The sequence below is a fragment of the Phyllobacterium zundukense genome (genome assembly GCF_002764115.1).
GTDB lineage: Bacteria > Pseudomonadota > Alphaproteobacteria > Rhizobiales > Rhizobiaceae > Phyllobacterium > Phyllobacterium zundukense.
In genome coordinates, this window is record NZ_CP017941.1 from 219,537 (window position 1) to 240,745 (window position 21,209).

The window sequence follows — 21,209 nt, forward strand, 5'->3', positions numbered from 1 at the left end:
GATGGCTGCCGTCCAAACCCGCTCCGAACGCGCGCTGAACCGAGTGGCGATCGCCGCCGTGTTGGTCATCACGCTGATCTTCCTGGCGCCGATCTACTGGATCACCACGACGGCCTTCAAGCCGCGCAACCTCGCCACCACCATTCCGCCAACGGTGCTCTTCGAGCCGGAAATCTCGCCCTTCGTGAAGCTCTTCACCAAGCGCTCGCAATTGCGCGAAGCGCCGAAGCCGGAAGACTATGCCGCCGCACCCTGGTGGGAGCGGATGGTGTTCGACGGCGGCGAGAAGATAGTCCGTTCCGGCCGCGGCGAAATCCAGCCGTCCGGCTATCCGAACCGCTTCATGAACTCGCTGATCGTTGCCATCACGTCCACGGTTCTCGCCGTCGGCATGGGAACCTTCACGGCCTACGGCTTCTCGCGCTTCAGCGTGAAGGGGGAAGCGGACCTCCTCTTCTTCATCCTGTCGACGCGCATGCTGCCGCCCGTCGTCGTGGCGATCCCGATGTTCCTCATGTACCGCGTCGTCGGCCTCAACGACACGCATTGGGGCCTCATCATCCTCTATACGGCCTTCAACCTCTCCTTCTCGGTCTGGCTGATGAAAGGCTTCATCGACGAAATCCCGAAGGAATATGAGGAGGCGGCACTCGTCGACGGCTACACTCGCATGCAGGCCTTCTTCAAGATCGTCATCCCGGAAGCCGCCACCGGCATCGCCGCCACCGCCGTCTTCTGCTTCATCACGGCCTGGAACGAATATGCCTTCGCGCTGATCATGACAAACCGGCGGGCGCAGACCGCACCGCCCTTCATTCCGAGCCAGGTCGGCTCCGGCCTGCCGGACTGGACGGTGATTGCGGCCGGCACGTTCCTGTTCCTCCTGCCGGTCGCCATCTTCACCTTCCTGCTCAGGAACCATCTCCTGCGCGGAATGAGCTTCGGAGCGATCCGCAAATGACTTTTCGCGCCTTGAACCAGAAATATCTCGAACCCGGTTCGCAGTACCTGATGATCTTCGGCATCATCGCGCTCTGCCAGCCCTGGAACCTGTTTCTCCACCGCTATGGGCTGACGATGACGCTCGTCGGGCTGATCGCATTCATGGTGACGACCAAGATTCCAAGGGACCAGCAACGAGACGAAGGCAGCCATTCATGACGCAGATCGAACTTCGTGGCATCCAGAAATATTTCGGTGCCGTTCAGGTCATCAAAGACCTTAATCTCGCCATCGCCGACAACGAATTCATCGTGCTGCTCGGACAATCGGGCTGCGGCAAGACGACGACATTGCGCGCCGTTGCAGGCCTGGAGACCATCGACGAAGGCGACATCCTGATCGACGGCCAGCCGGTGCAGCACATTAAGGCATCCGACCGGGACATCGCCATGGTGTTCCAGTCCTTCTCACTCTATCCGCACATGACGGTCTATGAGAACATCGCATTCCCGCTCCGCGCCACCCGGATGAGCCGGACCGATGTCGATACGTCGGTCCGCGAGATCGCCGGCGTGCTGCGCATCACCGGCCTGCTGGGCCGCAAGCCTTCGGCGCTATCAGGCGGCGACATGCAGCGTGTTGCGATCGGCCGCGCGCTCGTGCGACGGCCAAAGGCCATGCTGATGGACGAGCCAATAGGTGCGCTGGACGCGAAGCTGCGCGAGGAGATGCGGGCGGAAATCAAGCGTTTGCACATCAAGCAGGGCTCGACCACCATCTACGTGACTCACGACCAGGTGGAGGCCATGTCGCTCGCCGACCGCATCGTCATTATGCACGAGGGCATCCTCCAGCAGGTCGGCACGCCGGACGAGGTCTATTCGCAGCCCGCCAATATGTTCGTCGCCCAGTTCGTCGGAAGCCCCGTCATGAACATGGCGCAGGCGACCGTCAGCGAAACGGGCGGCCATGCCAGCGTGCAGGTCAGCGGCGGTGTAATGGGCTTCGAGTTCCCGGCCGCCCTTGCCAACCGCCTCTCGGACGCCAGGTCCGAAAACGGCAAGTTGACGCTCGGCGTCCGACCTGAGGGCGTGCTCATCTCGCGCGAGGCCCGCGAGGGCTTCATGCCGGTCGAGGCGCACATCATCGAACCGCTCGGCTCGCACGACATCGTCGACCTGAAGGTCGGCGACCAGATAATCAGGGCCCGCACCAAGAGCGGATTCGTGCCCGGTCCGGGCGAAGCCGTCTGGGCACGTATCGACCCCGCCCAGGCGCATTTCTTCAACACGGCGACCGGCTCGTCACTCGGGATCAGACTCTGATGGCGCATATCGAACTCAAGGGTATCACCAAGACCTTCGGCAACCACACGGCGCTGAAAAACATGAACATCGACATCGCCGACGGCGAGTTCTTCGTATTGCTCGGCCAAACCGGAGCCGGCAAGACAACGACGCTGCGCCTGATTGCCGGTCTCGAGAAGCCGACGGCAGGGCAGATCTTCATCGACGGGCAGGACGTCGCCGACTGGGGTGCCGCCGAGCGCGACGTGGCCCTGGTGCTCCAGCAATATTCGCTCTATCCGCGCTATACGGTGCGGGAGAACTTGGAATTTCCACTGAAATCCCGCATCCGCCGCGTCGAACCCGCGGAGATCAAGGAACGCGTCGACCGGGTTGCTAAAACCCTGCGCATCGAGCACCTGCTCGACCGCAAAACTGACCGGCTGTCGGGCGGCGAGATGCAGCGCGTCTCAATCGGCCGGGCGATCGTGCGCAAGCCGCGCGTCTTTCTGATGGACGAACCGCTTTCGGCGCTCGACGCAAAACTGCGCGAGGCGCTGCGCACCGAGCTGAAAAACCTGCAGATGAACCTAGGCGCAACCTTCCTGTTCGTCACACACGACCAGATCGAGGCCATGTCGATGGGCGACAAGATCGGCGTGCTAAACAACGGCCATCTCGTGCAGACGGGCACGCCGCATGAAATCTACAACAACCCGGTCAACACCTTCGTCGCCCGCGCCGTCGGCTCGCCGCCGATGAATTTGATCGACGGAAAGCTCGCCGGCGGCGAGGCAGTATCGAACGATGGCTACCGCCTGCCCTTCGGCAGCGGTCACGGCATCGCCACGGATGGACGTTCGCTGACCTTCGGCATCCGCCCCGAAGACCTGCAACTCGAAAGCGGCGGTCCCGGTGAGGCGACGGTGCACGACGTCGAGAACCACGGCGTCGCCAAGATCGTCACGCTGCGCACCGGCGAGAAGTTCATCCACGCGACCGTGCCGGCGCAGACGGTGCTTCGGATCGAGGATACGGTTCGCTTTTCGTGGAATCCGGAGAAAGTCGTGCTGTTCGACAGCGGAAGCGGCGTCAGCCTGCGGCACGCGGGCTAACCTGATAGGTCCGAAAGATGCCAGCGGCCCCGTGACACCGCAGGGGCCGTTTGCGTTTCGGATTGTCGCGAAGGGGCTCCAAGCTATGGCGGAAAGCGCCGGCGATAGTGTTCGACCACTTGGGGATTGCGCAGATTGACGGGCAGTTCGCCCTTCATGACGCGCAGGGCTTCGCTTGCCGCGCCCGTTCCCATGCGCATCATGCTCTCATCCGTAAGACCGGCGAGATGCGGAGTGACGATGACATTGTCGAAGCCGAAATAGGGATGGTCGAGCGGAAGGGGCTGGGTTGCGAAGACGTCGAGCGCGGCTCCGCCGATGCGCCCATCGCGCAGCGCCTCGATCAGCGCCGCGTCATCGATCACCGGGCCGCGCGAGACGTTGACCAGAATGGTATCGCGCTTCATCCGGCCAATGCGCCCGGCATTGAGCAACCCGGTCGTCTCCGGCGTCAGCGGGCAGCAGAGCACGACGATGTCGGCCGTCGCGACGAGTTCGTCGACCGGCAGGAAGCGCGCACCATCCGGCACGCTTTCCGGCGACCGGCTCGTGGCGACCACCTCCAGGCCAAAACCGAACTTCGCGATCCGGAAGATCGCCTTGCCGACATTGCCCATGCCGACGATGCCGATGGTGCGGCCGCCGAGGTCCACAGCCGCGTCCGACTGGCCGCGGCCCGCCGCCCAGCCCTTCTGCCGCAATTCCCTGTCCATCAGGCGGAAGCGCCGAAGCAGGGCCAGCGTCACGAGGAAGACGTGCTCGGCGACCGTCGGCGCATTGACGGCCGGCACGTTGGCGACAAGCACGCCGGCGCGGGTCGCCGCATCCATCGGCACCATGTCAAGCCCGGCGCCGTGGCGGATCGCAGCGCGAAGCGCCGGCGCATCCTCGAAGAAGGCCGGCGGGATAGGCGCGCGCACGACGACGATGCTCGCGCCCCGCCCTTCTCGCAGCAACGTTTCGGGATCGGGGGCGGAGGCGACTCTCAGATCGCCCGCGGCCTTAAGCATGGCCTCGGCCGCGGGATGCAGGGGATGTGTGGAAAAGATGAAGCTCATCGGCCCTCCCCGCCGGTTACGCCGGCGGCCGTCGCAGGCCCGCCGAGGAGATCCTTCCAATAGCTTTCCGCACCTTGGAGATGCGCGTTCATCAGCGCCTGGGCGAGATTGCCGTCGCGGGCAAGCAACGCCTCATAGATGCGGATATGTTCCTCATGCGAACGCCGGCTGCGGGCGGCGTCGCTAAAATAGATCGGCAGGCGCTGCTCGCCCATCATGTAATAGACGCTGCACACGCGATAGAAGACGCTATTCTTGGTGGCCCGGACGATCTCCAGATGGAAATCCCGGTCCTCGCGCGCCAGCCCCTCGCCCGCGGCAAGCTTCGCCTCGGACGCGGCGAGGATATCGCGCAGGCGCTGGTAATTCTCTTCGGTCGCCCGTATGCAGGCGAGTTCCGCGGCCTTGATCTCATGGATCTTGCGAAGCTCCACGGTCTCATAGATCAGGATCGGATCAAGCGGCACGCCGGCGCGGGCAAAAAGTGCCATGGCCTCTACGCTCGCCTCCGTGGTTGTCAGGTAGATGCCAGACTTGGCGCGGCGCTCGACGATACGCATCGCCTCCAGGACGGCCAGCGCCTCGCGGATCTGGCCGCGGCTGACGCCGAAATGCTCCGCAAGCTCCCGCTCCGAAGGCGTGCGGCCGTTGCCGCTCGAATTCGAGAAAAGATATGCCGCGAGATCGGAGAGGAGGGAGTTTTCTTTCATCGTCACTGTCTTTGCGCGTGAGCCTCCAGGACCCGCTGATTGATCGTGAAGCCCAGGCCGGGTCTATCAGGAATCTCTATCATACCGTCCTTCACCGACACAGTGTCCTCGACAAGATCATGGATCATCGGATTCGCGCCGAGCGAATATTCGATGACGAAGCTTGCCGGGGAAGCCGCGCACAGGTGCAGGCCCGAGAAGAAACAGGGCGCACCGGCCCACAAATGCGGTGCGAAACGGAGATTGAAGGCGCTGGCGAGCGAACTGATGCGCATCGCCTCCGTTATGCCGCCGCAGAAGGCCGGATCGGGCTGGAATATATCGGCGGCCCGCAGCATAGCAAGATCGCGGAAGGCAAAACGTGTCGCCTCGTTCTCGCCCGCGGCGATCGGCACGTTACCTGCCGCGCGCACCTCCGCCATGCCCGGCTTGTCGTCGGCGATCACCGGTTCCTCGAACCAGGCGAGGTCGCAATCCTCCACCATCTGGATAAAGCGCTTCGCCTCGGCGACCGTATAGGTGCCGTGCGCATCGACCATCAGGTCGACGTCGGGGCCGATCGCCTCGCGGGCCGCCCGCACGCGCGACGCCGAGACATGCGGCGCACGGTCCATCGCGCCGACGCGCATCTTGACCGACTTGAAACCGCCGGCCGCGATATAGGACTGGAGCTGCTCGCCGATCCGGTCCGCACTTTCCCACCCACCCGAGGCATAGGCGGGCAACCTGTCCGCCTTGCGGCCACCCAGCAGCTTCCAGACGGGCACGCCGAGCGACTTGCCGAGAATGTCCCACAGCGCCATGTCGACCGCGCTGATCGCCGCGACAGATAGGCCGCGCCGCGCGATCTCCGGCATGGCGTGACCCGAAATCGCCGCCATCTCGTGGCGTACGCCGTTGTAAAGCATCTCCCATATGGCGGAGATGTCGGCGGGGTCACGGCCGATGAGCTTCGGCCCCACCTCGTGGTTCAACATGTACACCAGTGTGCCATAGGTGCCTGCACTGCCGGCGGCATTCTTGCCCTCTCCCCAGCCGACAATGCCGTCGTTCGTCTCGATACGCAGGATCGCAGCGTCGAAGGTCGTCAGCCGGCCGAAGTCGCTGCGGTGTTGGCGGGTCGCCTCGATGGGAATCTTCACCCACCAGGCTTCTACGGTCTTGATACGCATGTGTCGGATCCCCCGCCCTCACGACCCGCAGGCCGCAGGGCATATGCCTTTCCGTTCGTTATTTGATCAGCGGCAGGATCGTCTCGGCGGTGATCCGCATCTGATCGTCGTAGAACTTCTCGGTGAGAAGGCTCGAGCCGTGATCCTGAATGAACTTCAGCTGCTCCGGCGGGATATCGACGGGGTTGCGCTCCACCATGTCCGGGTATTTGACGGCCGGCGTGCGATCGACGGGTGCGACAAACTCGTTCGTCACCGCGCCGTCGTAACCGATCTCCTTCAGCGTGCCGATGATCTTCGGCCAGTCGAGTTGGCCGAGGCGGCGGCGAAGCGATTGTTGTCGGCAACGTGGAAATCGAACAGGCGCTTTCCGGCAAGCCGGATCGCCTCATACATGTCTTCCTCTTCGATGTTCAGGTGGAAGGCATCGAGGCAGACGCCGCAGTCGGGGCTGACGGCATCGGCGAGCGCCAGCGCCTGCGCGGCGCGGTTAAAAAAATAGGTTTCGAAACGGTTGAGCGGCTCGACGGCAATGCGCACGCCCTTCCTCTGGCCATGGGCAAAACACTCTTTGGTGGCCTCCACCACCCACGTCCACTCTTCCTCCTCGGTCCCATCCGGAACGACCTTGCCGACGGTCGCCGGCACAAGGGTGACGATCTCGCCCTCGAGTTCGCTGACCATGGTGATGACGCTCTTGACGTAGTCTACTGACCTAGCGCGCTGGCCGTCGTCCCTGGCGGCAAGGTTGCGTTCGCCGAGCGTCAGCGTGACGGCCCCCCAGCAGCGGATGCCGTGCTCCTTGAGCAGCGCGCGCGTTTCCTTCACATCGTACTGTGTCGGCTCGCCCGATATCTCGATGCTCTCGTAGCCATATTTCTTCATGCGCTTCAGCGTGACGGCGAGCGGCTCCGCCCGCATCCAGTTGTGTGTTGAAAGATGCATGAGGTCCTCCCAGACTGTTGCGGCTCGCTCGACCGCCGAGGGCGGCAAACGGACACCTTCTCGTCGGCCAGCCCCGCCATTTCGGTAATCTGGTTTGGCCAATTATCGATGATTGAGAGATCTAGCGCAATTTCTCACCCTCTGCAAGGCGGAACGAGAAATGGAGATATATCTTATTATACCGGTGTTTAATGTTGTAATTTGCATTTTACGCCAAACCTGCAGACTAGCGATGCGGAGAATTGGCTTGACCGGATTTTCAATTTTGGTATTACCAGATTACGTAAAGTGACAGGTATGGAAACACTGCGCGGGGGCCGAAGGGGCCAGAGGGAGGGGGCATGAAGATCGGCATGTGCATGTTCCTCTGGACGACGAGTGTCGGCCGGAAGCACGAAGGACTGTTGCGCGACATCAAGGACACAGGGTTTGATGGCGTCGAGATTCCAATCTTTTCGGGCACGCCCGACGACTACTGTCGGCTGGGAACCCTCCTCGACCGGATCGGCCTGGAACGGACCGCCGTTTCCGCCATGGGCGACCCCTCGATGAACCTGATCGCCCCTGACGCCACGACCCGCAGACGCGGCATCGACTACATGAAATGGGCAATCGATTGCAGCGATGCGCTCGGCGCCACGATTCTGAGCGGGCCGCTGCACTCGACGCTCGGCAAATTTTCCGGAAGCGGGCCGAGCGCGGCGGAACTCAAGCGCTCGGTCTCCTCGCAACGCGCGATCGGCGATCATGCAGCAAAGCACGGCGTCACGATCGGGCTTGAGGCGCTGAACCGATTCGAATGCTACCTGTTCAACACGATGGACGCCCTTGCGGCCCATGTCGACGCGGTCGGGCATCCGAATATCCGCGCCATGTACGACACTTTCCACAGCAATATCGAAGAGACCGATCCCATCGGCGCCTTCACGCGAAACAGTAACCGCATCGTCCATGTCCACATTTCGGAGAATGACCGCGGCGTACCGGGGCGCGGCAACATTCCCTGGGCGGAGACGTTCAGGGCGCTACGCGCGAGCGGCTACGACGGCTGGCTGACAATCGAGGCCTTCGGCCGGGCGCTCAAGGACCTTGCCGCCGCGACAAAGGTCTGGCGCGACTTTTCCGAGACACCGGAATCGGTCTATCGCGAAGGCCACCGCCATATCCGCGATGGATGGCACGCGGCGGCATGAACGCCAATCGATTAGTCTGAATTGCGATCGGGGCAGGGCTGCACGGCCGCGTCACTCCACTCTCTCGGGTTGACGCTCGGAAGCGAAGGACCACATTTCGAGCCAAGCGGATGACGGTGGGCCATGCACGCCGAAACAGGAGGTCTCATTCACGGGAGGTATAGATGACGGCTCCATTAGGCTCTTTCCGGGCCTGTTCGGCTTCTGAAATTGGGCGGCGCTGAAGACATTGGTCCATTTGCCGACCCTACCTCCACCTGGCGACAGTCCGGGCGCGCCGGAATATCGCCGGCCAGGGCCGCCGTTCATGTATGCGCCATCAGCGACACAATAGCCTCCCGGATCCAGCGTTGGCCGCCGTGTCCGTGACAACGCTCGTGCCACACCATTCCCACTGCGAAACCTTCGACGGGAAATGGGCAGTCTATTACCATGAGCTTGTCGGCACGGTCGCGTACGAGACGTTCTGGAACAAGGGCAACGAAGTCCGAGTAAGACACGATCTCAGGAACGAACAAGAATGAGGCTGCAGATAACACCGCATTGCGTCTGTGTCCGAGGTCAGCCAAAGCGCTGTCCACTGGCGTCACAAAACCACCGCCGTCCAAGGAAACAATTACCTGGTCCCATCTCAGCAAACTCCTCGACCGTGATTCCCTCTCGTAGTCTCGGATGCTTCCGTCGGCCAATGAGCACATAGCGCTCGTTAAACAGGTGTCGAGTACGAAGACTCGGCGAAGCGGCCTGCGGCGTCATGAGCGCCAGATCCACATCACCCCGCGCCATCTGCGCGTCCAACTGCGGCACGTCGAGATTGCGCAGCGCGACACGAACTCCGGGTGCCCGCATCCTGAGTTCCACGACGAGCGGCTTGACCACCACCGCCTGCAGATAATCTGTACAGGCGATAGAGACGGTTAGCTTGGCTTCAGCCGGGTCGAAGTTCCTATGGGAAACAACCGTGGCTCGAACTTGGTCAAGGGCCGCCGGGGCGCACGACGCCAGAGCTCGACAATGTTCTCGCCGAACTGGGCGCGCGGCATTCATTCCGCGAGGCAGCGCGAATTCTCAACCTGTTCCTGCCCACAAGCGGGATGAGCAACCATACCGCGGTCCGATCACGTCTTGGCAAAGTGGCTGATCAGATCGAGGTTCGTGACCACAAGGCGCCATACCGAATGAGCCGCGCCACGAAAGGCCCGGTTTCGGTGTTCATTGACGGCACATATGTCCGAGCGGTTCCGGGGTTCCAGACGCGTCATTTCGAGGTCGTCATGGGGCGCCTCGAGGCGTCCGGTCGCCGCCCCTCGCAGCTCGTGGGCAAGTGGCGGAAAAACGCGCAGTTTGCCACACTCTCAAGCCCCCTCGGAATCCGCTTCCCACTCGTCCACCAATTCGTTGATCCGGTAGCGCTGGTAGAGATAGAACAGGACAAGCGGCATCGCCGCGCCGATCGCGCCGGCAAGCAGCGCCACGACAATGCCGGCGCCGAGCGTGTAGTGCGTCAGAAGCGTCACGCCCGCGCCGGCAACGATGGCGTTGATGAAGGCGATCATGCTGGCGCCCGTCGTCAGATAGCCGATGATGGCGCCGGCCCACAACGACGGTTCGCGGTCGCCGTCGGGCCAGCGGCCGCGCTTGGCGGAAAAATACACTTCGGCGTCGGGATGAAGCGTGCGGTAATAGGCGCGGATGCGGGCGATGCCTATATGCGCCTGCTGGTTTTCGGCGGCGATGTCGACCATGCGCTGGATGGTGAACACGCCGAGCAGGAAGACCGCCGGCAGCACGGTGCCGACGAACGGCATGAAGGCCTGCGGCGCGTCCATGGCGAACCCCATCGCCACCAGCGCGGAGGACAGCGCAAACACATAGACCGAGGCGCGCGAGGCCAATTCGGCGTTGGTGACGCTGATCGCGGTCTGGAGGACAAAATGCTCGGTCGTCATCGCCGACAGCAAGGCCGACCGGCGCGCATCATCGTCTTTCTGCATTCGGGTGCTCCGCTGTCTTATCTCCGCCTTTGCGGGGAGAATGGATGTCGCTTTGACTCTAAATCTGAGACACGATGCGCTGGACGTCATTTCTTGCCTTTAATTGTGAGATTTCGTCGTCGTCGGCTCGGTGTCCCTCAATCCTAAAGGACCTGACCTTTGCGCTAGTCGCCACGCAATGTGGTCGACTAGTGCAATCAAGCGGGGCTCCTTCTGATAGGCGCGCAGCAAGGCGCCCCGGCGAAGTCGTCGACGTCGGCGCTGAACAGTGCCGCTTTGACCAGCGGACGCTTCTGGACCGCGCGGCTTCAGCGCCGGCTGCACCCGCCTGGTCCCCTTCCCTATCCATCCCAACCCGTCAAATGCCTTTGTGAAGGCTGTCTCACATTTACCGGCAAGAATCTCGATTTTAAAGGCAAAATATCATGTTTAATGGCAAAACATCGCCATTGATTTTGTTGAGTTGCTCATCTCGCCTTTAAGGGCAAAGCGACAAAGGGATATTGCCCAATCGGTCAGATAGGCAGAGTATCTATTTCGGCACGGAAACGCGATACCCAATTCTGGCTTTCCAAATTGCTCATCTTTGTCGTTTTAGGCTCAATGGATGCGGCGATGGCCGGGTCGAGACCCTGCTGTGGTAAATGAGAGAGCCATGGTTGATCCCGAAGTATTTCCGCCTTAGCGACTGTGCCGAAGCTCTGCCAAGGCTTGAGGTTCTCCCGACTGCTAAGGCGTCAGCTGTTTGCGAAGCCCTTCCAGCATTGCCCTAAACCCCGTCACCGCCACCTTCGACACCGCCTCGGGCTTCTCTGCATTGGCGATCCAAAGAGCCATGTGGCTGCTGGCGCCATTGATGAGACGGGCGGCGGTTTCGGTGTCAATGTCGATCATCTCGCCGTCAGCCTTGAGGCAGTCAATGCTGCGGGAGAGGGCGGCGATGCAGCCGGGGGTGTTTTGCCATTGCGAGATGTCGCCCAGCACCGCGGGGCCATCGCGGAACATGATGCGCTGGATCTCGGGCTCGAGCGCCATTTCGATATAGGCGGCGCATTCGTCGACGAAACCCTGCCAGCGGGTGGGGGCTGATGCCGAGACCTTGTTGAGGCGTTCGGTCATTTCCGCGTCGATTTCCATGATGACGGCTTGGAGCAGACCCTTCTTGTCGCCGAAATGGTGGTAGAGGGCTCCGCGAGTGAGACCGGCCTCGCCGGTGAAATCATCCATGGATGCTTCCGCATAGCCAATTGTGCCGAAGGCATTCCGGCCGGCTGCGATGAGCTTTGCGCGGGTCTCAGCGATCATCTCCTGTCGCGGCCTGGCCATCTTGTCTCCTTTTGACATACGCGGCGTATTTTCGTTTGACATACGCGACGTATGCAACTACTACTTCACATACGCTGCGTATGTATTCTGTCCATTAGATACCTGAAAGGATTGTCCCATGTCAAATCCGTATAAAGAGATATTCGCGGCACCTGGGGCCAAGGGCTTCTCCGCAGCCGGCTTTTTCGCGCGCCTTCCCATCGCCATGGCGCCGATCGGCATTGTCGCAATGCTCTCCCAGGCGCATGGCGAATACTGGCTCGCCGGCGCGGTTTCGGCGACCTACGCGCTAACCAATGCGCTGATTTCGCCACAGATTTCGCGGGCGGTCGACCGGGTCGGCCAGACGGCGGTGGTCGTGCCGACCACTGTCGTGTCGGTGGTGGCGTTCATCGCGCTGATTGCGGCGACCAACCAGAACTGGCCGGTCTGGACGCTGTTCGTTTCGGCCTTCCTCGCCGCCGCCATGCCAAGCATTCCGGCGCTGATGCGGGCGCGCTGGACGGAGCTTTTCCGCAATCGGCCCGAGCTCAACACGGCCTTCGCGTTTGAAAGCGCGGCGGATGAGCTGGTTTATATCGCCGGGGCCTCGCTGTCGGTGGGGCTCGCTGTGGCACTATTTCCTGAAGCTGGCATGATGGTGAGCACAGCTTTCCTAGCGCTCGGGACGGCCGCCTTCATTGTGCAGCGCGGCACCGAGCCGAAGGTGCGTCATGTCGCCAATGCCGTTTCGGTTGGCTCGGCGATTCGGCAGCGTCCGGTGCAGATCATCACGCTCGCACTGATCTTCGTCGGCTCGATCTTTGCAACGGCTGAAGTGAGTGCTGTTGCGATCACCAAGGAGCTCGGGCAGCCGAATGCCGCGAGCCTGGTGATCGGCGTCTATGCCGTCGGTTCCTTCGCGGTAGGCCTGATCCTCGGAGCGCTTAACCCGCGCATGGCCCTGCACCGTCAGCTACTGATAGCGGTCGTGGCAATCGCGCTGACCTCGTTGCCGCTGCTCGTCGCCGGCAGCTCGGTGACCCTGCTTGCCATCGCCGTCTTCGTTAGCGGCATCGCTATCTCACCGACCTTCATAACTGCCTTCGGGCTAATTGAACGTCGCGTGCCGGAATCGATGCTGACGGAGGGCGTGACCTGGGTGATGACCGGCATCGGCATCGGCATGGCGCTGGGCGCCTTCGTCTCGGGTTGGGTGGTCGACAACTATGGTTCGCAGAATGGCTTCTGGGCCTCGGCGGCGGCGGGCACTATTGCGGTGGCGATCGTGGCGCTTGGCCAGAAGAGCCTTGCCGGCGATTGCGACGACGGACAGGCTTGCGCGGCGCTGCAGCCGGCGGGGTAGCATGGCCGAGGTTGAAATGGCATGCCGCGTCGCGGACGCGGCATGCTTATCTGCTTTCGGACACTCGCTCCACCCGCCCGCGCCGATCCCGCCTCGCCATTGTGCTATCATCAACCCAGCAGTGCGTGCGTCGTGGCGTCCACAACCTGCTGTTCCGGATGAGCCATTGTGCAAGGCTGCTTGAAAAACCGTTGAATCATACCAGCCCTCGTCTGCTGTTTCAGCCCGCTCAGTTCGAGGGGCGCAATGTCAGGAACGTTGATGAAGTGGCATAATTCGACGAAGACTGTAACAACCATTATCGCTCCTGCATCGCCTGTGAGGAGATCTCCGCGAACGGCGAGAACAGATATTCAAGGATACGCCGTTTGCCGGCCTTGACCTCAACCGTCACGGCCATGCCCGGCGACAGCGGCATGTTGCGGCCGTCGACCTCTGTCGCACTGCACTTAATTAGGGTCTTCCTCACTTTGTGTGGTGGTTGCAAAAAGCGGGGCGCAAACGCGCATGTTCACAGCAATTCGACGTCCGGCATGGGAATTTCCAGCATCCAGGAGGTCGCAATCTGCTGTTCTGATCTTCAGTTTGGCAGTCTAAGACGTGGGCTGAGCAGCCAATAGATCGTCCACCACGCAAAGTGAGGAAGACCCAATTAAATGCAGCGGTCAAGCGTGAATGGCCGCATTCTTACGATTAAGTGCAGTGCGACATGCTCGAAACCCCGAAGGTGTCGGTAGAAGAACCGACGCTGTTTTAGCAGGAGATTGAATGATGCCATGGCTGGTCAGATTTCGCGGTAAGGAATTCACTGGGAACGAAGGCTGGGACCCTGAGTTTGAGGATGAAGTTCCAAGCTTTGACGGATAAGCGTGAGCTATCAAGTTCTGCTGAAATTGTCTTTCATTTGAAGGACGACCTTATTGACGATGTGACTATCCACGAATCTACCAATCCAGACGAGTTCCCGCTTGAAGGCATTCACGGGCTTCACCCGCGGCTCGGAGAGGTTTTTATATTCTCCGGTATGCCGGACGAAGGCGAAGGACAGCTCGTCGCTCTTTACAGCGCAGAAGACTTTAGCGAACCGCCCTACAACCCTGAGCAGCCCTTTACAGGTGACGGATCGTGAGCGTCGCCAAGCCACGACAGCCTGCGCGCGTCGTTACAGAGCGCGTTCCAAAGCTATGCAGGCATGGACGGGGATATTCGCCTACAGGAAGAATCCGGACAAGACCTCCGATCGCAATCGAGGAGTCTACCAGAAACCCGGGCAGGAGGGGCCCCGTGACGTTCTAATTCGAAGGAATACGGGCGATGACCTTGATCTCGAAATCGAAGCCAGCGAGCCAGTTCACGCCTACCGCAGTCCAGTTCGGATAGGGCGGCTTGCTAAAAATCTTCTGCTTGACGGCCATGATGATGGCGAACTGATTCTCGGGATCGGTGTGAAACGTCGTGACGTCCACGATATCGTCGAGCGTGCAACCCGCAGCGTCCAGCGTTGCCTTGAGATTTTCAAAGGCCAGTTGGACCTGAAGTTCGAAATCAGGTTCCGGCGTTCCATCGGAACGGCTACCGACCTGCCCGGAAACGAAGAGGAGGTCCCCCGACCGGATAGCAGCCGAGTAGCCGTGTTCCTCGTAAAGGGCGTGTCTGTTTGGAGGAAAGATTGCCTCGCGTTGGGTCATTCTCGATCTCTCTTCGTTATTCATTGGAAACCAGTGCGCAGCGTGACATTCAGGAGCTTCACACGCTGGCGCAACATCTTGTATACGATGCGTATGTGAAATAAACTACATATGCACCTTATGTCAAGTTGATATACGGTGCGTATATGAAATTGAGGATGAGATGGCGAAACGACGCGTCGAGACGATGGAGCAGAACCGCGTCAAGCTAATCACGGCCGCACGAAAGGCTTTTGCAGGAAAAGGATACTCGACCGCCTCCATGGACGAATTGACAGCCGAAGTCGGCCTCACGCGGGGAGCGCTTTACCATAATTTCGGGGACAAGCGTGGATTGCTTGCAGCTGTTGTTGATCAGATCGACTCGGAAATGGCCTCGCGCGCGCAAGAGATCGGTGCCCGTGCGGGCGACGGTTGGCAAGGACTGCTTGCAGAGGGCACGGCCTATATCGAGATGGCGCTTGATCCGGAAGTGCAACGCATCGTTCTGCTGGACGGACCGGCAGTCTTGGGTGATCCGTCGCAATGGCCCAGCCAGAGCAGTTGTCTTCAGGCAACGAAGCGGACTGTAGAGCGCCTCATCGCACAGGGTAGGCTCAAACCCGTGGATGCGGAAGCGGCTGCCCGGCTTCTCAGCGGCGCTGCGCTCAATGCGGCTCTCTGGATCGCTGCTAGCGACGATCCGCAGGATGTCCTGCCAAAGGCTGTCGAGGCCTTCCACGCCTTGGCGGCAGGTCTCCTTGTATCTTCGTGAACATTCAGTGGAATCATGGCCCGTTCAGCTCCAGAATTAGGAACGAAGGTCCGGTAAGAATATAGGCACCAGAAAACGTTCGTTTGAAAATGCCGATAATGGCGGATTTTCCACCGAATCCGATTGGTTCCTAGAATTCTACAATCCCTCTTCACAGGATATCGGGATGAGTAATTTTTCATTGAGCGCCTTGAGGAGATTCGAACCGCAGCGCCAATCTGTAATTTTTCCCAAGCCTCTGATTTGTTTTTTATCAGAGTTCACGTACCCTGCTCTCAACAATCGCCGTGCTGGCTGCCGAGCCCGCGGTAGATCGAGACAATACATCCTCGAAAGGCGGAGATCGCCGCCGAGAAAACTTCCGTCGGCTTATCCCAGTGCGTGGCTCGCCAGCGCGTAAATCTTCGGAAGGTCGTCGCGAGCCTCGGCGGGAACCGGCAGTTCACCCAGCCTCATCGTCGTGACGGTATCGAAGACAGAAAGGCCGGACCGGTCAACGAATTTGGAGAAGGGACCGTTGTTCTGGCTGGTATCAAGACGAAGAAACCGGCCAGCATGTTGTGCGACATGAGGCCGGATGACCGCAATCGCATCGCCGTCGCTATTGGCAACCACGGGGCCGATCAAATGCCCGCGCCCGAAGGGCCTGCACAGGGAAAAAGCCTCCATCCGGTCGTTGCGAAAGATGCCTAAACCCTTAGAATGAGACAGCAACTCTGAGAGAAGCGGTGTTCGATCGGCGCCATAGGCCGCCTGATCGAGCTTACCCAGAGATGGAAGATCGCCTTGGCAAATTTCCCTCAGAATTATATTGTCCGGTGCAAAGGGTGAGGTGCGAGGCTCGATAGCCTCCCCCTGGCACTGATACACGGTTTTTTCCGTGACGAACCCAAGGGAACGATACAATCGCCGCGCTGCCCGGGTCGCGTTGAGACGCAAGTTGCAACCGTCCAGATGTGTAAAGGCGTGACGCATCAGCCAGTGGGCGGTTCCATTGGCCTGCAGGCGTGGCGAGGTAATCACCATCCCTATGGTGGCAAACTTGTTTCCGTGGGGGAACCACATGGCAGAACCCAGCACGCGGCCGATGTTGTCCATGGCTACGACACCTTTTCCGACATGGCGCAAGAATTGCCAATCCTCTGCCCGGTGAGGCCAACCCACCCCGATGGACAAGGCATGCAGTTGATCGACCTCTGCCTCAGTAATATCGGCGATCGTCATCTGTATGGAATCGATCACCAGAGATCTGGATGTCATTATTGGCACCCTCAAACTTCTTGTTGCGCTGCAACGCGGGAAATGACCGCATCCTGCGATGTGAGTATCATCGCGAATGGAATGTAAAGCGAAACGGCCAATACAAATAGCTTCAGATTGCCAGCCCTTCGGAACAATACACTAAAAATGGGCCGCTTTCGGCACGCAATCCGGCAACAGGCCATTAAGCTTTGGATCCAGAAGCCTCAAGTTCAGGTACACATAATGCAGGCCATTGAAATTCTTGAAAAGCTGGTGGCTTTTCCCTCCGTCGTTGGCCAGGCGAACGGCGCCATCGTCGAATGGATTCGCGCTTATGTCGCGCGTTTCAATCAAGACGTGATTATCCTTCCAGGGCCAGAAGGCGACCGCTCGAACCTCTTCGCAACCATTGGTCCAAAGAACGTCCCCGGCTATGTCCTTTCGGGTCACATGGACGTGGTGCCGGCCAACGAACCGGAGTGGTCGTCGAATCCCTTTGTGTTGCGGACACACGCCGATCGGCTCTACGGTCGCGGCACCTCAGACATGAAGAGCTTTCTAGCAGCAGCACTCGGCGCCTTGCCGGAACTCGCATCAAGACAGCTTTCGCAACCTATCCATTTTGCTTTTTCGTACGATGAGGAGGCGGGCTGCCGGGGCGTGCCGCATTTGATCAGGCGTCTTCCCGAACTCTGCGCCAAGCCTGAAGGCGCGATTATTGGCGAACCGAGCAACATGCGCGCGATCTGCGCCCATAAGGGCAAGGCGGCAGCGCGCGTTGAAATCCGTGGCCAGTCGGGCCACTCCTCGCGACCCGATCAAGGCTTGAATGCCATTCATGCCATGACGGAGATCCTCACGGACGCAGCCGCCGGCGCCAAACGTCTTGCGCTTGGTCCGTTCGATCCTGCTTTCGAACCCCCTTACTCCTCCCTCCAGGTCGGCACGATCAAGGGCGGGCAGGCCGTCAACATCATCCCGGATCTATGCGCCGCCGAATTTGAAGCACGCGCCATTCCCGGCGTTTCCCCCTCTGCACTGCTGGCCCCGATCAAAGAAAAGGCCGAAAGCCTGCGAAGCCGGGGTCTTCAGGTGAACTGGGAACTAATGAGCGAATATCCAGCCTTGTCGCTTGCGAGCGATGCACCACTCACACAACTGCTCAGGGAATTGACGAGGCAGGAGCCGCTTGCCGCAGTTAGCTACGGGACGGAGGCCGGTCTCTATCAGGGGGCCGGGATCGATGCGATCATCTGCGGCCCGGGCGATATTTCGCGTGCACACCGTCCCGACGAGTTCATTCACAGGGACGAGCTGATCGCCTGCCAATCCTTGATCGAAGCACTCGGCGCGAGGCTTTCAAGATGAGGAAGGCCGACACAGTGATAGGCGCGGATGCAACAGGCGACCAAACGAGAGAATGCAGATGACTTTGTTGTTCAACTCCGATGCTGAACGCGGCCGAATCTTCCAGCAGGCTGTCGCCCGTGAGCTTCCGGATCTCCCCTTTTCCATGGATCCGGCAGCCGTCGATCCTCGCGACGTGCATTACCTGGTAACCTGGACGGCGCCCGCGGACCTCGGCCGATATGGCAATCTGGAGATCGTCTTTTCGATCGGCGCCGGCGTCGATCAATTCCAGATCGCCCGCTTGCCGGAGAGCGTGAAGCTGGTGCGCATGGTCGAGGATGGCATCATCCGCATGATGCAGGAATATGTGACCTTTGCAGTGCTGGCGCTGCACCGCAATTTTCCGACCTATCTCTCCCAACAGAGAAAGCAGGAATGGCAAGGCATTCCGCAGACGCAATCGGCCGGCCGCGTGGTCGGCGTTCTCGGTCTCGGCGCGCTGGGCAGTGCCGTACTCGATCGCCTGAAGCCTTTTGGTTTTGTATTGTCCGGCTGGAGCCGCAGCCAGCACGAGATCGAAGGTGTGACCACCCATAGCGGACAGGAAGGGCTGCAAGATTTTTTGAGGAAGGTCGACATTCTGATCTGTCTGCTGCCACTGACCGAAGAAACGCGCGGTTTCCTGAATTCTGACCTGTTCGACATGCTGCCGGCCGGTGCCAGTCTCATCCATACCGGACGCGGCCCGCATCTCGATCATGCCGCTCTGGTCGAAGCACTTGACAGTGGCCATCTGGCGAGTGCGGTGATCGACGTAACAGATCCGGAGCCGTTGCCTCCCGGTCATGCCTTCTGGTCGCATCCGAAGATCATCCTCACGCCGCATGTGGCGAGCGTCACCCAGGCGGAAACGGCAGCAAGCGCCCTCATCGACAACATCAAGCGCCACCGCGCAGGTCTCGATCCGATCGGCCTGGTCAATCGGACGCGCGGCTACTGATCTGTCAACCAAGAAAGGTTATCCATGACTCTGCTGAAAACCATCGACACCAATCCTTCCGTCTCGCCGAGGGAATCGAAGCCCTTGCCGGAACGCCTCATCAGCGGCGACCCGTCCTTCAAAACCTGGCCGCAGGACGTAACCCACGGCGAGATGATCCACACCGGCATCTGGGAAGCGACGCCAGGCGAGACGCGTTCGATCAAGGGAGAGACGTTTGAGTTCTGCCACATCCTGTCCGGCATCGTCGAGATCACGCCCGACGACGGGGAGCCGACGCTCTACAAGGCGGGTGACAGCTTCATCATGAAGCCCGGTTTTACCGGTATCTGGAAAACTATTGAGACAGTCCGAAAGATCTACGTCACCATCATGTGACACCATCATTGGGCTGCCCCTTCGCTGCTCTTTAACCTCCGGCGGCCGCGCATGCTCATGCGTCGTGCCGCCGCTTCTCGTAACTCCCCGACAAGGCATTTTGTCGCGCTGCCGCCGCCGAAGATTCAGCTGGCGAGGTCAGATAAAACGGCGTTTTCGTTCGTCTGCGGGCGCTAGTCGACGCATGATGCGGGGAATCTGCCAGTAATCTTGTGCAAACCTATCGCAAGGATATGCAATGACCCTTAGCTTCGACCCAGACTCGCTTGTGCTGCCGAAAGGGCATTTCATTGGTGGCCGGCTGATCGAGGCACCGGGCCAGCTTCCAATCAAGCGCCCGTCTGACGCAAAGGCCTATTGGGATTGCCCGATTGCCGATGCAGGCATCGTCGATCGGGCGGTGGACACGGCCCATCGGACCTTGAAGGAAAGCGGGTGGGCAACCTTGCGGCCCCGCGAGCGCACCCGGCTCATGCAAAGGTGGGCCGATCTGATCGAAGAAGAGGCCATTCCGCTTGCTAAAATGGAAGCCGTCGGTTCGACGCGCCCCGTAGGACATCTGATTGCCGGCGATATTGGCGTGACCGCCGAACAGATCCGCTTCTTCGCCGAATTCGCAGACAAGGAAGGCAGCGATGTCGTCCCCACCGACGGCAACAGTCTCGGCATGATCATGACCGAGCCTTACGGCGTCGTCGGCGCGATCACGCCCTGGAACTTCCCGTTGTCGATGGCCGCGTGGAAACTCGGTCCCGCGCTCGCTGCCGGCAATGCGGTCGTGCTGAAACCCTCCGAGATGACGCCTTTCTCGACGCTCTACCTAGCCGAGCTTGCGGTGCGCGCCGGCTTGCCGGGAGGCCTCATCAACATCGTTCTGGGCGACGGTGCGACCACAGGCAGCGCGATCACAGGTCATCCGGGCATTGCCAAGGTTAGCTTCACCGGCTCGACCGGCGCGGGCTCGGCCATCATGGCCAATATCGCTCGGAGTGGTGTCAAGCCGATGACGCTTGAGCTCGGCGGCAAGAGCCCACAACTCGTGTTTGCCGACGCCGACCTTGATCTGGCAGCCGGAGCTATCGCCACCAGCCTTCTTTCCAACGCTGGACAGGCCTGCGTGGCCGGATCGCGCCTCATCGTCGAGGCGAGGGTGGCGGATGCCTTGGCGGAGGCCATCATTGTCAGACTGGCGACCGTCCGCCCCGGCCCCACCTGGGACGAAACCACTGATTATCCGCCAATCATTTCCGAGCGTCAGATCGGCCGCATAGACAGCATCGTGCGCGCCACCATCGAAGGCGGCGCCGAATGCCTGGCGGGTGGCAAGCGCCTCGACCGTGAAGGCTACTTCTACGCGCCGACGCTGATCTCCGGCGTGACGGCAACGTCGCCCGCCGTGCTTGAAGAAATCTTCGGCCCAGTGCTGACCATCCAGACGTTCGAGGATGAGGAAGAGGCGCTGACACTCGCCGACCACCCGACCTATGCGCTCGCTGCGGGCCTCTTCACCCGAGACCTTTCCCGCGCCATCCGCCTGACGCGCCGCCTGCAGGCCGGCACGGTTTGGGTCAACCGCTACGGCCGTTCGCGCGATCATATCTTGCCAACCGGCGGCTACAAACAATCCGGCATCGGCAAGGATCTCGGGCGCGATGCCTTTCTCGCCAACCGCAAGAGCAAGAGCGTGCTCATCAGCCTCTAAGGACTGACC

22 protein-coding genes and 2 pseudogenes are annotated in these 21,209 nt (G+C 60.6%); 13 read left to right on the top strand and 11 right to left on the bottom strand.

The features are described from left to right. Position 1 precedes the first annotated feature (1 nt). From BLM14_RS20900 to BLM14_RS20915, 4 genes are read left to right on the top strand one after another with little or no spacing between them, the layout of a single operon-like run. A complete protein-coding gene (locus BLM14_RS20900) occupies positions 2 to 961 on the top strand; it encodes a carbohydrate ABC transporter permease (protein WP_100001819.1) in 960 nt (319 codons plus the stop codon). Continuing rightward, on the top strand, positions 958 to 1,161 hold the full coding sequence (locus BLM14_RS20905; RefSeq protein ID WP_100001820.1) for a hypothetical protein: 204 nt from the start codon (positions 958 to 960) through the stop codon (positions 1,159 to 1,161). The genes BLM14_RS20900 and BLM14_RS20905 overlap by 4 nt, the downstream gene beginning before the upstream one ends. After that, entirely contained in the window at positions 1,158 to 2,267 is a 1,110-nt protein-coding gene (locus BLM14_RS20910) for an ABC transporter ATP-binding protein (protein ID WP_100001821.1), read from the top strand. The genes BLM14_RS20905 and BLM14_RS20910 overlap by 4 nt, the downstream gene beginning before the upstream one ends. Continuing rightward, entirely contained in the window at positions 2,267 to 3,343 is a 1,077-nt protein-coding gene (locus BLM14_RS20915; protein WP_100001822.1) for an ABC transporter ATP-binding protein, read from the top strand. The genes BLM14_RS20910 and BLM14_RS20915 overlap by 1 nt, the downstream gene beginning before the upstream one ends. An 83-nt stretch (positions 3,344 to 3,426) precedes the next feature. Here the strand turns inward: BLM14_RS20915 and BLM14_RS20920 are convergent, their stop codons facing one another. The 4 genes and pseudogenes from BLM14_RS20920 to BLM14_RS20935 all read right to left on the bottom strand — a co-directional run bounded on the left by BLM14_RS20920 (position 3,427) and on the right by BLM14_RS20935 (position 7,228). Next, positions 3,427 to 4,401 (bottom strand): NAD(P)-dependent oxidoreductase, encoded by a 975-nt coding sequence (locus BLM14_RS20920; RefSeq protein ID WP_100001823.1) that lies wholly within the window; start codon positions 4,399 to 4,401, stop codon positions 3,427 to 3,429. Next, on the bottom strand, positions 4,398 to 5,111 hold the full coding sequence (locus BLM14_RS20925; RefSeq protein WP_100001824.1) for a FadR/GntR family transcriptional regulator: 714 nt from the start codon (positions 5,109 to 5,111) through the stop codon (positions 4,398 to 4,400). Before BLM14_RS20925 ends, BLM14_RS20920 begins: the two co-directional genes overlap by 4 nt. A gap of 2 nt (positions 5,112 to 5,113) precedes the next feature. Beyond that, positions 5,114 to 6,283 (bottom strand): mandelate racemase/muconate lactonizing enzyme family protein, encoded by a 1,170-nt coding sequence (locus BLM14_RS20930; protein WP_100001825.1) that lies wholly within the window; start codon positions 6,281 to 6,283, stop codon positions 5,114 to 5,116. 58 nt (positions 6,284 to 6,341) lie between these two features. Continuing rightward, a pseudogene (locus tag BLM14_RS20935) lies at positions 6,342 to 7,228 on the bottom strand (sugar phosphate isomerase/epimerase family protein). Positions 7,229 to 7,569: 341 nt separating this feature from the next. On the opposite strand from BLM14_RS20935, the gene BLM14_RS20940 reads away from it, so the two are divergent. Beyond that, positions 7,570 to 8,421 carry a sugar phosphate isomerase/epimerase family protein gene (locus tag BLM14_RS20940; protein WP_100001826.1) on the top strand — a complete coding sequence of 284 codons (852 nt, stop codon included), beginning with the start codon at positions 7,570 to 7,572 and terminating at the stop codon, positions 8,419 to 8,421. A gap of 305 nt (positions 8,422 to 8,726) precedes the next feature. Here BLM14_RS20940 and BLM14_RS31980 read toward each other — a convergent pair whose 3' ends face one another. Both BLM14_RS31980 and BLM14_RS20945 read right to left on the bottom strand, forming a co-directional pair. Beyond that, positions 8,727 to 9,011, bottom strand: coding sequence for a LysR substrate-binding domain-containing protein (locus BLM14_RS31980; RefSeq protein WP_237143616.1), 285 nt, complete (start codon positions 9,009 to 9,011; stop codon positions 8,727 to 8,729). Continuing rightward, the gene (locus tag BLM14_RS20945; protein WP_237143617.1) at positions 8,983 to 9,468 is read right to left on the bottom strand and encodes a LysR substrate-binding domain-containing protein; all 486 of its coding nucleotides are present in this window, start codon (positions 9,466 to 9,468) and stop codon (positions 8,983 to 8,985) included. Before BLM14_RS20945 ends, BLM14_RS31980 begins: the two co-directional genes overlap by 29 nt. Between BLM14_RS20945 and BLM14_RS31985 the strand changes: the two are divergent. After that, positions 9,411 to 9,743: pseudogene (locus BLM14_RS31985) on the top strand (ISKra4 family transposase); the annotation flags it as partial. The gene BLM14_RS20945 and the pseudogene BLM14_RS31985 sit on opposite strands and share 58 nt — an antisense overlap. 33 nt (positions 9,744 to 9,776) lie before the next feature. Here BLM14_RS31985 and BLM14_RS20950 read toward each other — a convergent pair. Further along, positions 9,777 to 10,415, bottom strand: coding sequence for a hypothetical protein (locus BLM14_RS20950; RefSeq protein WP_100001827.1), 639 nt, complete (start codon positions 10,413 to 10,415; stop codon positions 9,777 to 9,779). Between the two features lie 729 nt (positions 10,416 to 11,144). Next, positions 11,145 to 11,741, bottom strand: a complete 597-nt coding sequence (locus BLM14_RS20955; RefSeq protein WP_162293153.1) for a TetR/AcrR family transcriptional regulator — start codon at positions 11,739 to 11,741, stop codon at positions 11,145 to 11,147. A gap of 118 nt (positions 11,742 to 11,859) precedes the next feature. On the opposite strand from BLM14_RS20955, the gene BLM14_RS20960 reads away from it, so the two are divergent. Next, positions 11,860 to 13,086, top strand: a complete 1,227-nt coding sequence (locus BLM14_RS20960; RefSeq protein WP_099999587.1) for an MFS transporter — start codon at positions 11,860 to 11,862, stop codon at positions 13,084 to 13,086. 110 nt (positions 13,087 to 13,196) lie between these two features. Here the strand turns inward: BLM14_RS20960 and BLM14_RS31445 are convergent, their stop codons facing one another. After that, on the bottom strand, positions 13,197 to 13,385 hold the full coding sequence (locus BLM14_RS31445; protein WP_100001828.1) for a hypothetical protein: 189 nt from the start codon (positions 13,383 to 13,385) through the stop codon (positions 13,197 to 13,199). A gap of 542 nt (positions 13,386 to 13,927) precedes the next feature. Between BLM14_RS31445 and BLM14_RS20970 the strand changes: the two genes are divergently transcribed. Further along, positions 13,928 to 14,215: a hypothetical protein gene (locus BLM14_RS20970; RefSeq protein ID WP_100001829.1), complete on the top strand. Its 288-nt coding sequence runs from the start codon at positions 13,928 to 13,930 to the stop codon at positions 14,213 to 14,215. A gap of 163 nt (positions 14,216 to 14,378) precedes the next feature. On the opposite strand, the gene BLM14_RS20975 is transcribed toward BLM14_RS20970, so the two are convergent. Next, positions 14,379 to 14,774, bottom strand: a complete 396-nt coding sequence (locus BLM14_RS20975) for a RidA family protein (protein WP_100001830.1) — start codon at positions 14,772 to 14,774, stop codon at positions 14,379 to 14,381. Between the two features lie 163 nt (positions 14,775 to 14,937). Between BLM14_RS20975 and BLM14_RS20980 the strand changes: the two genes are divergently transcribed. After that, positions 14,938 to 15,528 (top strand): TetR/AcrR family transcriptional regulator, encoded by a 591-nt coding sequence (locus tag BLM14_RS20980; protein WP_100001831.1) that lies wholly within the window; start codon positions 14,938 to 14,940, stop codon positions 15,526 to 15,528. A 369-nt stretch (positions 15,529 to 15,897) separates the two neighbouring features. Here BLM14_RS20980 and BLM14_RS20985 read toward each other — a convergent pair whose 3' ends face one another. Beyond that, positions 15,898 to 16,797 (bottom strand): GNAT family N-acetyltransferase, encoded by a 900-nt coding sequence (locus tag BLM14_RS20985; protein ID WP_100002172.1) that lies wholly within the window; start codon positions 16,795 to 16,797, stop codon positions 15,898 to 15,900. A 216-nt stretch (positions 16,798 to 17,013) separates the two neighbouring features. Between BLM14_RS20985 and argE the strand changes: the two genes are divergently transcribed. The 4 genes from argE to BLM14_RS21005 all read left to right on the top strand — a co-directional run bounded on the left by argE (position 17,014) and on the right by BLM14_RS21005 (position 21,200). Beyond that, positions 17,014 to 18,138, top strand: coding sequence for an acetylornithine deacetylase (gene argE, locus BLM14_RS20990; protein WP_100002173.1), 1,125 nt, complete (start codon positions 17,014 to 17,016; stop codon positions 18,136 to 18,138). Positions 18,139 to 18,196: 58 nt separating this feature from the next. Continuing rightward, positions 18,197 to 19,120: a 2-hydroxyacid dehydrogenase gene (locus BLM14_RS20995; protein WP_100002174.1), complete on the top strand. Its 924-nt coding sequence runs from the start codon at positions 18,197 to 18,199 to the stop codon at positions 19,118 to 19,120. A gap of 24 nt (positions 19,121 to 19,144) precedes the next feature. Then, on the top strand, positions 19,145 to 19,498 hold the full coding sequence (locus BLM14_RS21000; protein WP_100001832.1) for a cupin domain-containing protein: 354 nt from the start codon (positions 19,145 to 19,147) through the stop codon (positions 19,496 to 19,498). Between the two features lie 238 nt (positions 19,499 to 19,736). Next, positions 19,737 to 21,200 carry an aldehyde dehydrogenase family protein gene (locus tag BLM14_RS21005; protein ID WP_100001833.1) on the top strand — a complete coding sequence of 488 codons (1,464 nt, stop codon included), beginning with the start codon at positions 19,737 to 19,739 and terminating at the stop codon, positions 21,198 to 21,200. The last annotated feature ends 9 nt before the right edge of the window (positions 21,201 to 21,209 follow it).